The sequence below is a fragment of the Sphingomonas sp. PP-CC-3A-396 genome (genome assembly GCF_004343105.1).
Classification (GTDB): Bacteria; Pseudomonadota; Alphaproteobacteria; order Sphingomonadales; family Sphingomonadaceae; genus Sphingomonas.
In genome coordinates this window covers 203,304-215,464 of the sequence record NZ_SLYF01000001.1, presented here as the reverse complement: position 1 = coordinate 215,464, position 12,161 = coordinate 203,304, and the positions used below count along the sequence as shown (strand labels likewise).

Annotated in this window: 9 protein-coding genes; 6 read left to right on the top strand and 3 right to left on the bottom strand. The window is 66.2% G+C overall.

Features of this window, described 5'->3' with window-relative positions:
- Positions 1-243: 243 nt before the first annotated feature.
- Both C8J40_RS01040 and C8J40_RS01035 read left to right on the top strand, forming a co-directional pair.
- Positions 244-1,485 carry an N-acetylmuramoyl-L-alanine amidase gene (locus C8J40_RS01040; RefSeq protein WP_132895419.1) on the top strand — a complete coding sequence of 414 codons (1,242 nt, stop codon included), beginning with the start codon at positions 244-246 and terminating at the stop codon, positions 1,483-1,485.
- A 171-nt stretch (positions 1,486-1,656) separates the two neighbouring features.
- Entirely contained in the window at positions 1,657-3,630 is a 1,974-nt protein-coding gene (locus C8J40_RS01035; protein ID WP_243693155.1) for an oligopeptide transporter, OPT family, read from the top strand.
- 247 nt (positions 3,631-3,877) lie between these two features.
- On the opposite strand, the gene C8J40_RS01030 is transcribed toward C8J40_RS01035, so the two are convergent.
- From C8J40_RS01030 to queF, 3 genes are all read right to left on the bottom strand, one after another.
- Entirely contained in the window at positions 3,878-5,161 is a 1,284-nt protein-coding gene (locus tag C8J40_RS01030) for a glycoside hydrolase family 130 protein (RefSeq protein ID WP_132895418.1), read from the bottom strand.
- 63 nt (positions 5,162-5,224) lie between these two features.
- Positions 5,225-7,495, bottom strand: coding sequence for a glycosyltransferase family 4 protein (locus C8J40_RS01025; protein ID WP_132895417.1), 2,271 nt, complete (start codon positions 7,493-7,495; stop codon positions 5,225-5,227).
- A gap of 157 nt (positions 7,496-7,652) precedes the next feature.
- The gene (gene queF / locus C8J40_RS01020) at positions 7,653-8,111 is read right to left on the bottom strand and encodes a preQ(1) synthase (RefSeq protein WP_056489630.1); all 459 of its coding nucleotides are present in this window, start codon (positions 8,109-8,111) and stop codon (positions 7,653-7,655) included.
- A 164-nt stretch (positions 8,112-8,275) separates the two neighbouring features.
- On the opposite strand from queF, the gene C8J40_RS01015 reads away from it, so the two are divergent.
- The 4 genes from C8J40_RS01015 to C8J40_RS20115 all read left to right on the top strand — a co-directional run bounded on the left by C8J40_RS01015 (position 8,276) and on the right by C8J40_RS20115 (position 12,136).
- The gene (locus C8J40_RS01015; protein WP_132895416.1) at positions 8,276-9,823 is read left to right on the top strand and encodes a cryptochrome/photolyase family protein; all 1,548 of its coding nucleotides are present in this window, start codon (positions 8,276-8,278) and stop codon (positions 9,821-9,823) included.
- Positions 9,824-9,847: 24 nt separating this feature from the next.
- Complete coding sequence (locus C8J40_RS01010) at positions 9,848-10,678, top strand: sulfurtransferase (RefSeq protein WP_132895415.1); 831 nt, start codon at positions 9,848-9,850, stop codon at positions 10,676-10,678.
- Positions 10,675-11,871 carry a cystathionine beta-lyase gene (metC, locus tag C8J40_RS01005; RefSeq protein ID WP_132895414.1) on the top strand — a complete coding sequence of 399 codons (1,197 nt, stop codon included), beginning with the start codon at positions 10,675-10,677 and terminating at the stop codon, positions 11,869-11,871. The genes C8J40_RS01010 and metC overlap by 4 nt, the downstream gene beginning before the upstream one ends.
- Positions 11,872-11,959: 88 nt before the next feature.
- Positions 11,960-12,136: a hypothetical protein gene (locus C8J40_RS20115; RefSeq protein ID WP_165886461.1), complete on the top strand. Its 177-nt coding sequence runs from the start codon at positions 11,960-11,962 to the stop codon at positions 12,134-12,136.
- Positions 12,137-12,161 lie beyond the last annotated feature (25 nt).

Sequence of the window (12,161 nt, the reverse complement as noted above, 5' to 3'; positions counted from 1 at the left end):
ACACGGCTGTACGACAGGCCTAGCACTGCATACCCCATCTCGCAACTAGCCCGATATTGGCGGCTTTCCGGCGCGTTTCGGCTCGAATTAAGGGCAGTAAAGCGCAGACTTGCCGGGGCGGCAGAGCTTTGCCGGCTAATTCATGGCAAACGGCAAATTAACCGCACCCTGCAACGCGCTCTTGGGACGTAGGGGCTTACCTATCGCTGCGGTGATCGGATGTATCGATCGAAGGGGTGTAGCATGGCTTTTCGCTGGACCGGCGGTAGTTCCGCACGGCATGGACGCGAGGTGTTGACGGTCATCGCCCTCCTCGCCGGCTGGCTGGCGAGCGTCCCCGCCTGGGCGGCCACCGTGCAGAGCGTCGCGATCCGGGACGGGCGGATCGTCATCCGCTTCGACGAGGCGGTCGGCGATGCCGCCAGCCGCGTGCTGACCGGGCCGCGCCAGATCGCGGTCGACGTGTCGGGCGCTACGCCGGGCCGCGAGGTCGCCGCGCGCGGGCTCGTGACTGGTGTGACGCAGATGCGCAGCGGGCGGTCGGGGATGCGGATGGTGTTCGATCTGGCCGAGCCGGCGATCGTCACCGATGGCGGGTTCGACTCCGACGGTCGCGAGCTGACGCTGGCGTTGCGCACAGTCGATTACGATCAGTTCGCGGAAGCGGGGATCGCCGGGCCGCTGAACTTCTTCCCGTTCAATTTCGGCGCTGCGTCGCGGCCGAAGTACAAGGTGTCGGTGCCGGTGCCGCCCAAGGCGCGGGGGATGAAGCTGCCGCGCGTGCAGGGCGACGACACGCGGCCGCTGGTGGTGATCGACGCGGGGCATGGCGGCGTCGATCCGGGTGCGATCGGGCCGAACGGGCTGCGCGAGAAGGACGTGACGCTGAAGGTCGCCAAGGCCATCCGCGACGAGTTGCTCGCCTCTGGCCGCGTGCGCGTGGCGCTGACGCGGAGTGATGACCGGTATCTGGTGCTGCGCGAGCGCTACGGCGTGGCGCGGCGGCTGAAGGGGGACCTGTTCATCTCGATCCACTGCGACAGCACCGGGTCGGAAACCGCGACCGGCGCGACCGCGTACACGCTGTCCGAAGTGGCGTCCGACAAGGAGGCCGCTCGATTGGCGGCGCGCGAGAACAAGGCGGACGTGATCTCGGGGGTGAACCTGGGCGAGGCGCCCGCGGACGTGTCGTCGATCCTGATCGACCTGACGCAGCGCGAGACGATGAACGCGTCGGCGACCTTCGCGCGGCTGCTTGGGCGCGAGGCCCGGCCGTTGATGCCGCTCAAGGCGAACTTCCACCGGATGGCGTCGCTGATGGTGCTGAAGGCGCCCGACATGCCGTCGATTCTGTTCGAGACGGGGTATATCTCGAACCCGCAGGACGCTGCGTTCTTGGATAGCGAGGAAGGGCGGCACCGGATCGCGGAGAGCGTGACGCGCGCGGTCGAGGTGAATTTCGCGCGGCGAATGGCGACGCGGTAGGACCGGTAGCGGGTAGGCAAGGTAAACCCGCCCTTCCTTGTTCTCCCGCGAAGGCGGGAGCCCAGTCTGGGCTCCCGCCTTCGCGGGAGAACAGGCTAGTTACGGTCGATACTGTTTCCTCTGATCGCACATCATGCCACAAGTCGCCCGAATTGCTTTGAGGCTGACGACATGACCGACGCGACGCGGGGCGTAACCGACACCGGCCCCGAGACCAGCATGCGCGAGCTTACGTTTCGCGGGATCGTGCTCGGCGGGATTATCACGCTCCTGTTCACCGCGGCGAACGTGTATCTCGGGCTCAAGATCGGGCTGACGTTCGCGACGTCGATCCCCGCTGCGGTGATCTCGATGGCGGTGCTGCGGTTGTTCAAGGATTCGACGATCCTCGAGAACAACATCGTCCAGACGATCGCGTCCGCCGCGGGGACGCTGGCGGCGATAATCTTCGTGCTGCCGGGGCTGGTGATGATCGGCTGGTGGCAGGGCTTTCCGTTCTTCACGACTGCGGCAATCACGATGTTCGGCGGCGTGCTCGGCGTGTTGTTCTCGGTACCGCTGCGTCGTGCGCTCGTCGTCGACACGGTGCTGCCGTTTCCGGAGGGCCGCGCGGCCGCCGAAGTCTTGAAGGTCGGCGCGGGTAGTCGCGAGGGCGGCGAGGAGAGTGCGCGCGGGCTCGGCATCATCGTTGCCAACGCGGTCGTCTCGGCCGGGTTCGCGATCCTGACTCAGACCAAGCTCGCCGCCGCCGAGGCCGCGACGTGGTTCCGCGTCGGCGCGGGCGCGACCGGCATCTCGGGCGGGCTGTCGTTCGCGTTGCTCGGCGCGGGGCATCTGGTCGGCATCTCGGTCGGCATGGCGATGTTCGCGGGCGTGGTCATCGGCTGGTGGATCCTGCTGCCGATCCTGACCTCGGGTGGCAGCGTCACCGGGACCGCGGAAGTCATCGCGACCACCGTGTTCCGCTCGGACGTCCGCTTCTTCGGCGCGGGCGTGATCGGCGTCGCGGCGATCTGGACGTTGCTCAAGATCGCCGGGCCGGTGGTTGGCGGCGTCCGCTCGGCGTTGGCGGCTTCGGCGGCCAAGCGTGGCGGCGAAGTGCTGGCGCTGGAGGAGCGCGACATTCCGATCGGGATCGTCGGGATCGGTTCGCTGGCGATGCTGGTGCCGATCGGTATCCTGTTGTGGACCGTGTTGCAGGGCGGGCCGCTGGAGGCGTCGGCGATCGGGCTGATCGCGGGGAGCCTCGTGTTCATCCTCGTCATCGGTCTCGTGATCGCGGCAGTGTGCGGGTACATGGCGGGGCTGATCGGCGCGTCGAACTCGCCCGTGTCGGGGATCGGTATCCTCGCCATTCTAGCGGCGTCGATCCTGTTGGTGTCGTGGTTCGGGCGTGCGGTTGAGCCGGGGACGACGCAGGCGCTGGTCGCGTACGGGCTGATCGTGACGGGGATCGTGTTCGGGATCGCGACGATCTCGAACGACAATCTGCAGGATCTGAAGACCGGGCAACTGGTCGGCGCGACGCCGTGGAAGCAGCAGGTCGCGTTGCTGATCGGCGTGGTGTTCGGGTCGATCGTGGTGCCGCCGGTGTTGAACTTGCTGGGGAGCACGCTTGGGTTTGCGGGGGCGCCGGGGGCGGGGCCGAATGCGCTGGCGGCGCCTCAGGCAGCGTTGATCTCGGCGCTCGCGAAGGGTGTGCTGGGGGGGAACCTCAACTGGGCTATGATCGGGTATGGGGCGCTTACCGGCGTGGTCGTGATCGCGGTCGACGAGTTGCTTGGCAAGGCAGGGAAGCTTCGGTTGCCGCCGCTTGGCGTCGGACTTGGCGTGTATCTGCCGATGTCGGTGACGTTGCCGGTCACGATCGGCGCGGTCGTGGGGTTTGCGTATGATCGCTGGGCGGACCGGGCTCGGGATCCTGAGCTTGCCAAGCGGATGGGGGTGCTGACCGCTACCGGGATGATCGTCGGGGAGTCGCTGTGGGGCGTTGGCTTTGCGGGGATCGTGTATCTGACCAACCAGGAGACGCCGTTGGCGCTGGTCGGGGACGGGTTTGCGAGCGTGGCGCTGGTTGGCGGGACGCTGCTGTTCGCGGTGCTGACTTGGGTGATGTACCGGCGGACTATGGCGGCTTCGCGGTAAGCTTGTTTCCCCGCGAAGGCGGGGATCCAGACTGGGCTCCCGCCTTCGCGGGAGAACAAGAAGCGGGAGATGCGCTCGGTTCTAGCGTACCACCCCGGCGGAGGCCGGGGCCCAGTTGGGGGGGCGTTGCTAACTGAGCGATGCGCTTCGTTACTACAGCCTTGCCAACTGGGCCCCGGCCTCCGCCGGGGTGGCGGCTTGATGCTAACGCGTGGGAGAAGGATGGCGTCCGTGGGGACGCCCCCCCTCACTTCATCGCAGCAAGCATGTCCTTGATCGGCACGAACGCGAAGCCCACCGAGCTGTCCGCGATCCCGTACGGCATGAAGATCGTGTCGCCATGCTTCAACGCACCGCAGCTGTAGACGACGTTGGGCACATACCCCTCGCGGTCCTGGTCCTTCGCCGCCAGGATCGGCTGGCTCGTCCGGCCGATCACCTTCGAAGGATCGTCCTTGTGGAGCAGCACCGCGCCGATCGAATATTTCCGCATCGCGCCGACGCCGTGGGTGAGCAGCAGCCAGCCCTCGTCAAGCTCGATCGGCGGGCCGCAATTGCCGATCTGCACCAGCTCCCACGGATATTCGGGCGTCAGGATCTTCTCGCCGTCGTCCCAGTCCGTCAGCGTATCGGACTTCAGCAGGAACAGGTTCTCGCCGTCCTGCCGGCCGATCATCATGTACTGGCCGTTCACCTTCCGCGGGAACAGCGCCATGCCCTTGTTGCGCGCCGCAGGGCCGGTCATCGGCACTAGGTCGAACGCGCGGAAGTCACGGGTGCGCATCAGTTCGGACTGGATCACCGAGCCGTTATACGCGGTGTAGGTGCCGATCCACTCGAACTCGCCATTCTCGTGCTGGAACCGGACGATACGCAGATCCTCGAGACCCTTCGACTGCGCCTGCGTGATCGGGAAGATCACCGTGCCGCTCAGCGTGCTGTCGCGGTGGCGATAGACGGTCACGGGGCCCTCGGGCATCTCGTCCTCGCCGCTGCCGACCGCGTCGGTCGCGGTCGCGAACGGCGGTTCGGGCGCCAGCTTCATCTGGTTTTCGCAGGTGATGATGCCCTCGCGGAACGCTACGGAGGAGATGTGCCCCTCGCCGACCGCGCGCAAGCTCATCAGGATGCGCATCGAGCCCGGCGGCATGCCTGACTGGTCGAAATGCGGCACCGCGCTCGGGTTCATCAGCGCGGCGGCGGCATAGCTGTATTCGTGACAGAAATACGCGCCGATCAGCTGGCGCTTCTCGTCGCCGATCTCCGCGCCGTTCAGCCCGAGCATGTCCTCGATCTGGTCGTAGCGCGTCATGAACACGCGCCGCGTCTGCCAGTGGCGTGCCTCGAAATCCTTCAGCACGACCTCGAGCTGCGCACGCGCCTGTGCTGGCGACATTTCGAGCACTTCGCCGACGAGCCGCTCGGTGCGGCTCGGTGCGCCGCCATGACCACCCCAGGCGATGTGGAACGGCCGCACGACGACACGCGAAGGGTCCGCGTGCAGCCGCAGCTGGTGGTTGAACAGATCCATCGTAGCAGTGCCCCGCGTCGTTCCACTCAGCGCACCGTCGCCTGCAAGGCTGTCGCTAGCGAACTAGGCGACGACGCGGGTCGCTCCTGCCACGCTTTGCGCTGCCTTTGATACCCCCGAAATCGCGCAATTGGCGAGTTGGAGCGCCAAAATCGACTCGGCGCCCTGGTTTCGGTTGAGCCCGCTCGGCATCAGACCGTCGAAACAGCCACCGTCGAGCACGCTCGCGAGCGGCAGATCGAGGTCGTTCGCGCCGAGGAACCAGCCATAAGCGCGCTGTGCCTCGTCATGCCAGCGCATATCGCCGGTCGCTTCGAACGCCGCAGCGCACGCATCGACGGTTGCCTGCGCCTCGAGCGGCTGCTGATCGAACTGCAACGGCTCGGCATAGGGCCGGTTGAAGCTCTCCGACCCGACCGCACGGAAGCGGCCCTCGGGCGAGGTCTGCTTGGCGACGATCCAGTCGAGCGTGGCGATGCCGCAGTCGATCAGGTCCTGACGGTCGAGCGCCTGCCCGGCACGGATCAGTGCCTGCGGAAGCCGCGCATTGTCGTAGGCGAGGACGATCTCGAACCACTGCCACTCGGGGCGACGCGCTGCCGCGAGCAGATCGAGGTGAATCTTCGGAAACGCCTCGAGGATCGACAACGACAGCTGGTGACCGGGTTTGGCCTCCAGCATCGCCGCCGCGCCGAGCATTGCGAACGACTGCGCGCGCAAGGAGCCGAGTTCGAGTGCCATCGTCGCGGTCGAATCGAACATCGCGGTCGCCCAGTCGCGGTGCTTGCCAGCCTGCGCATCGCGCGCGGTGACGCCGAGCGACCAGAGCGTGCGGCCGTTCGAATCCTCAGACCCCGAATCCTCGCACCAGGTGCGATCGAAGTTCATGAAGTTGCGGAAGCGGCGCGTGTCCGGGTTCCAAGCATATTGCACGAACGACGCATAGATCGTCATCCACTTGTCGCGCGTGACATCGTCGAGATCGGGCAGTGCGCTCATCAGCATCAGCGCGCGACAATTATCGTCGATGCAATAGCCGTGGCGGCGATCAGGGATCGAGAAGATCGAATGCTGGAGCATACCGGTCGAATCGCTCATCCGCTCGACTGCGGCGAAGTCGGGCGACAATTGCTTCAGATGCGTCTGCACCTTGGGCAGCCTGAACGGGCGCGCAGCGACGATCGCGTTGATCTCCGCCATCGTCGCTTCGGCGAGCTTCGGCCAGATCATCGTGCGCCCCCGCGCATAGGCGCGCTCCGCGAGACGGAGGCGATCGCGGTCGCTCGACAGCAGCGTGTCGATCTCGCGCGCGAACGCGTCGACGTCGCCGAACGGGACGAGCACGCCGTGGCCATCCGCGAGGATCTCGGTCGCGTGGACGTAGGGCGTTGAGATCACGGGCTTGCCGACGCCGATCGCGTAGCTGAGCGTTCCCGAGGTGATCTGCGCAGGGTTGGTGTAGGGCGTCACATAGACGTCCGCCGCCTGCAGATAGTCAATGAGCTCGCCATGCTCCAGGAAAGCGTCGACGAAGGCGACGTTGTCCGCCACGCCCTTGTCGGCGGCGAGCGCCTTCAGCTTGTCGCGATACTTCTCACCCTCGTGCGCGACGAGGTTCGGATGCGTCGCACCGAGCACGACGTAGAGCAGGTCGGGATGCTTCGCGATCACCGCGGGTAGCGCGTTGATGACCGTCTCGATCCCCTTGTTGGGCGCGAGCAAGCCGAACGTCAGCATGACCTTGTGGCCATCCCAGCCGAACTTGCCCTTCACGGCAGCCGTGTCGAGCAAGGCGCGATCGGGCACGCCGTGCGGGATCATGACGATCTGGCGTGCATTGGCGCCGTAGACGCGCTGGAGGATGTCCCGGCCACGCTCGGCCATCACGATCACGCGCGCGGCGCGGCGAAGCAGACCCTCGAGCACACGACGCTCGTCGGCGTTGGGCTTTTCGAGGATCGTGTGGAGGGTAACGATGACCGGCAGCGTCGTGCGGTCGAGCAGCGCGAGGATGTGCTCGCCCGCGGGGCCGCCATAGATGCCGTATTCATGCTGCACCCAGATCGCCTGCGCGCCGCTTGCCTCGATCTTCCGCGCGGTGTCGATATAGGCCGACAGGTCGGGCTGCGGGATCGTGCCGGTCACCTCCGGCGGATAGTCGTATTTGCCGGGGTGATCGTCCATCGCGTAGACGTCGACGGCGATCTCGGGAAAGCGCGCGCGCATGGCCGTGAAAACGTCGGTCGTGAAGGTGGCGATGCCACACTGTCTCGGCAGGAAATTACCGATCAGCGCCAGTCGCGCGATATTCCCACCGTCCGCCGGTTTCACCATACCCTGTCCCTCGTTTGAGCGCGCACTTCTGGGAGAACCCGGTCGCGCATCCATTTGAACGGTTCAGGTAGCATAAAGTTTCATCGCATACTGCAGTGCAGCACGGGAATAATATCAATCTAAATCAAATCGATATTTCGCGTCCTCGTCCTGGCCCTCATCCCCGGCCGCGATACGGGGCGACTCCCTGGTCGGGTAGCCACAGATCGTGCGGCGGTGCACTCGATTGCCAGAACACGTCGATCGGGATTCCGCCGCGCGGATACCAGTAACCGCCGATCCGCAGCCACACCGGTTTCATCTCGTCGAACAGGCGCTCGCCGATGCCGACGGTGCAATCCTCGTGGAAGCCGGCATGGTTGCGGAAGCTGCTTAGGAAGAGCTTCAGCGACTTCGATTCGACGATCGTCTCGCCGGGGACGTAGTCGATGACGAGGTGTGCGAAGTCGGGCTGGCCGGTGACGGGGCAGAGCGAGGTGAACTCGGGCGCCGCGAACCGCACCAGATACGTCCGGCCCGGGCGCGGGTTCGGAACATAATCGAGCACGGCCTCTTCTGGAGAGGCGGGGAGGGCGCTGTTCTGGCCGAGATGCAATGGGTTCTGGGGAGCGGTCATGTGCCGCCTTGTAGGATGCGATTCGAATGCCGCAAAGTGGGTGATCCTTCTTCCCGTCGTGCCGGGCTCGTTCCGGCATCCACCCGTCCGCGGACTCCACGGGCGGCGAGTGTGCGGAACGGTGGACCCCGGAACAGGTCCGGGGTGACGGAGAGGGCGCTGATATGACGACGACACTCGTACCGATCCTCGGCGACCAGCTCACGATCGACCTCGCCTCGTTGCGGGAGTGCGATCCGAAGACGACGATCGTGCTGATGATGGAGGTCGACGAGGAGACGACCTATGTCCGCCACCACAAGCGCAAGATCGCGTATATCCTGTCAGCGATGCGGCATTATGCCGAGGCGCTGCGCGAGGCCGGGTGGACGGTCGAATACACGCAGCTCGACGACTCGGACAATGCGGGCAGCTTCACCGGCGAGATCGCGCGCGCGGTCGAGCGGCATGATCCCGAGCGGATCGTTGTCACCGAGGGTGGCGAGTGGCGCGTGATGGCGATGCTCGAAAGCTGGGAGACGTTGTTCGGCATTCCGGTCGAGATCCGCAGCGACGACCGCTTCCTTGCCAGCCACGCCGATTTCGAGACTTGGGCGGCGGAGCGGAAGACGCTGACGATGGAGTGGTTCTATCGCCAGATGCGGACGCGCACCGGGCTGTTGATGACCGACGGCAAGCCCGAGGGCGATCGCTGGAACTTCGACAAGGAGAACCGCAAGCCCGCCAAGAACGACCTGCTCATGCCCCGCCCCATCGTGTTCAAGCCGGACGCGATAACGCAGGACGTGCTGCCGCTGGTGGCCGAGCGGTTCGCGGATCATCCGGGGAGCCTCGACGGGTTCGAGTACGCCGTGACCGCGAAGGATGCGGAGCGGCAGGCGACCAATTTCTTCAAGCACGCGCTGCCGCAGTTCGGCGATTACGAGGACGCGATGCTCACCGGCGAGCGGCATCTGTGGCACTCGATCCTGTCGCCGTACATCAATTCGGGGCTGCTCGATCCGCTCGACCTGTGCCGGCGCGCGGAGGCGGAATATCGCGCCGGGCGCGCGCCGCTGAATGCCGTCGAGGGGTATATCCGCCAGATCATCGGCTGGCGCGAATATATGCGCGGGATCTATTGGCGCGAGGGTCCGGAGTATGTCGAGCGCAACTTCCTCGACCACCACCGCGACCTCCCCGGCTGGTACTGGACGGGCGAGACCGACATGCACTGCCTGCGCGAGGCGATCGGCCAGACGCTGGAGACCGCGCATGCGCACCATATCCAGCGGCTGATGGTGACGGGCAATTTCGCGCTGCTGATCGGCGCGGACCCGGCCAAGGTGCACCTCTGGTACCTCGAGGTGTATGTCGATGCGTATGAATGGGTCGAGCTGCCTAACACGCTGGGGATGAGCCAGTTCGGCGATGGCGGCCTGCTCGGGTCGAAGCCGTATATCTCGTCGGGTGCGTATATCGACCGGATGTCCGATTATTGCGGGACGTGCCGGTATAACGTGAAGCAGCGGATCGGGCCCGATGCGTGCCCGTTCAACGCGCTGTATTGGGATTTCCTCGCGCGGCACGAGGACAAGCTCGGGCGCAACAACCGGCTGGCGATGCCGTATCGCAACTGGGCGAAACAGTCCGAGGCGGACCGCGAGGCGACGCGTGCGCAGGCGGCGGGGTTCCTCGCCTCCCTCGACGGGAGCGGCCCGGCTGGCTACTGACCGATCGAGCACAAGGAGCCGCATATGGACGCGTTGGTAAGCACCGATTGGCTGGCGAACGAGCTGGGCGCGAGTGATCTGCGTATCGTCGACGCGACCTATGCCGAAGGACGTGATGCGGCGGCGGAATATGAGGCGGCGCACATACCCGGTGCGGTGTTCATGAACCTCAGCGAGTTGCGCGATACCGACAGCGATCTGCCCAACACGCTGCCGTCGGCGGAGAAGTTCGCTAGCCGGATGCAGACGCTGGGGCTCGGCGATGGCAGCCGGATCGTGCTGTACGACAGCTCGCCCTGGCACACGTCCGCGCGCGCGTGGTGGTTGCTGCGGCTGTTCGGTGCGCACAACGTCGCGATCCTCGATGGCGGGTTCGCCAAGTGGCAGGCCGAGGGGCGTGAGACCGCATCCGGCAAGGAAACGCCGCGGCATCGCCACTTCACGACCTGGGCGGACCTGAAGGGCGTGCGCGATCTCGACCAGATGAAGGCGAATGTCGAAAGCGGTGCGGAGCAGGTGCTCGACGCGCGGTCCGCGGCGCGCTTCACCGGCGTGGAGGAAGACCCGCGGCCGGGCACCGCGCCGGGGCATATTCCGGGCTCGAAGAATTTGCCGCAGGGCGCGGTGTTCAACGCGGACGGGACGTGGAAGACCGGCGACGCGTTGAAGGCCGAGTTCGACAAGGCGGGCATCGACCTGATGAAGCCGATCGTTATGACCTGCGGCTCGGGCATCACCGCGTCGGTGCTCGCGTTCGGCGCGCATCTGCTCGGCAACGACGCGGCGCTGTACGATGGCAGCTGGTCCGAATGGGGCGGCGATCCCGAGACACCCAAGGCGACAGGCACAGCATGAGCGACACGAACAAGCCGGTCGGCGACGCGACCAAGGTCGTCCTCGCTGGCCGTCGCCCGGAATGGACTCAAGGGATCGTCAGCCCGCCGGTCTGGCGCGCCTCGACGATCCTCTATGATTCCGTCGGCCACCTCCGCGACAGCGCGACGCGCGATACGCACCACCGCCTGTTCTACGGGCGCAAGGGCACGCCGACGCAGTGGAGCCTCGCCGACGCGCTGACCTCGCTCGAGCCGGGCGCGGAGGGGACGTTCCTCTATTGCTCCGGCGTCGCTGCGATCGCGGCTGCTCTGCTGTCGGTACTGTCCCCCGGCGACGAACTGCTGCTCGTCGACAGCGCCTATGACCCGACGCGCGGCATGGCGGGCGGGTTGCTCAAGCGGTTCGGGATCACCACGCGCTATTACGACCCGATGATCGGCGCCGGTATCGCCGAGCTGATCGGCGAGAACACGCGGACGATCTTCATGGAAAGCCCCGGCTCCTTGAGCTTCGAGGTGCAGGACGTCCCCGCAATCGTCGCTGCCGCGAAGCCGAGGGGCGTGACCACCCTGCTAGACAACACCTGGGCCACCCCGCTGTTCTTCCCCGCGATCGAGCGCGGCGTCGACCTGACGATCCTCGCCGGCACGAAGTACGTCGTCGGCCATTCGGACGTCATGCTCGGCTCGGTCACCGCCGCGCCCGGCCATTTCAAGAAGCTGCGCGAGACGAGTTTCCAGCTCGGCCAGGTCGCGAGCCCCGACGATTGCTGGCTCGGCAGCCGCGGCTTGCGCACGATGGCGGTCCGCCTCGCGCAGCACCAGTCGAGCGCACTGACCATCGCCAAGTGGCTCCAAGAACGCCCCGAAGTCGCGCAGGTGCTCCACCCCGCACTTCCCGACTGCCCCGGCCACGAGCTGTTCGTCCGCGACTTCAAAGGCTCCAGCGGCCTGTTCTCGTTCGTCCTGAACGGCGGCGACGAGGCCTCGCGCGCCGCGCTGATCGACGCCCTCCAGCTGTTCGGCATCGGCTATAGCTGGGGCGGTTTCGAAAGCCTCGCCATCCCCGCCGATCCTCAGCGCCACCGCAGCGTCACCAAGCGCGACGCCGCCGGACCGATGGTGCGCCTCCAGATTGGCCTGGAGGACCCCGCCGACCTGATCGCCGATCTCGAAGCGGGGTTAGACGCCTTTCGGCGAGTGCGCGGCTAACGGTTCGTCCGCAGTTTTCATCGCCGCGTCATCACCCCGATAGGGCCGCGTCACTACCCTATTCGCAGGCCAACCGACGGGACGAGTGATGACGGAGACTCAAGGCGATCTGTTGGGCAGCCTCATTGTCCTGGTGAGTACGGGGCTGCTGCTCACCGCGGTGCACCGCGCCAGTTCGTCGCGGGACGCGCCGGAGGTCCGCTGGCTTGTCATACTGAGCGTCATCCTGTCGGTCGCGGGCGTCGCCATCGTCATTCTGACCTGATCGCGTCGCCCCGCCGTCTCCGGCG

Bases quoted from the DNA above. Each gene is read 5' to 3' on its own strand.
- C8J40_RS01040 (WP_132895419.1), top strand. From the start codon at position 244: ATGGCTTTTCGCTGGACCGGCGGTAGTTCCGCACGGCATGGACGCGAG.
- C8J40_RS01035 (WP_243693155.1), top strand. From the start codon at position 1,657: ATGACCGACGCGACGCGGGGCGTAACCGACACCGGCCCCGAGACCAGC.
- C8J40_RS01030 (WP_132895418.1), bottom strand. From the start codon at position 5,161: ATGGATCTGTTCAACCACCAGCTGCGGCTGCACGCGGACCCTTCGCGT.
- C8J40_RS01025 (WP_132895417.1), bottom strand. From the start codon at position 7,495: ATGGTGAAACCGGCGGACGGTGGGAATATCGCGCGACTGGCGCTGATC.
- queF (WP_056489630.1), bottom strand. From the start codon at position 8,111: ATGACCGCTCCCCAGAACCCATTGCATCTCGGCCAGAACAGCGCCCTC.
- C8J40_RS01015 (WP_132895416.1), top strand. From the start codon at position 8,276: ATGACGACGACACTCGTACCGATCCTCGGCGACCAGCTCACGATCGAC.
- C8J40_RS01010 (WP_132895415.1), top strand. From the start codon at position 9,848: ATGGACGCGTTGGTAAGCACCGATTGGCTGGCGAACGAGCTGGGCGCG.
- metC (WP_132895414.1), top strand. From the start codon at position 10,675: ATGAGCGACACGAACAAGCCGGTCGGCGACGCGACCAAGGTCGTCCTC.
- C8J40_RS20115 (WP_165886461.1), top strand. From the start codon at position 11,960: ATGACGGAGACTCAAGGCGATCTGTTGGGCAGCCTCATTGTCCTGGTG.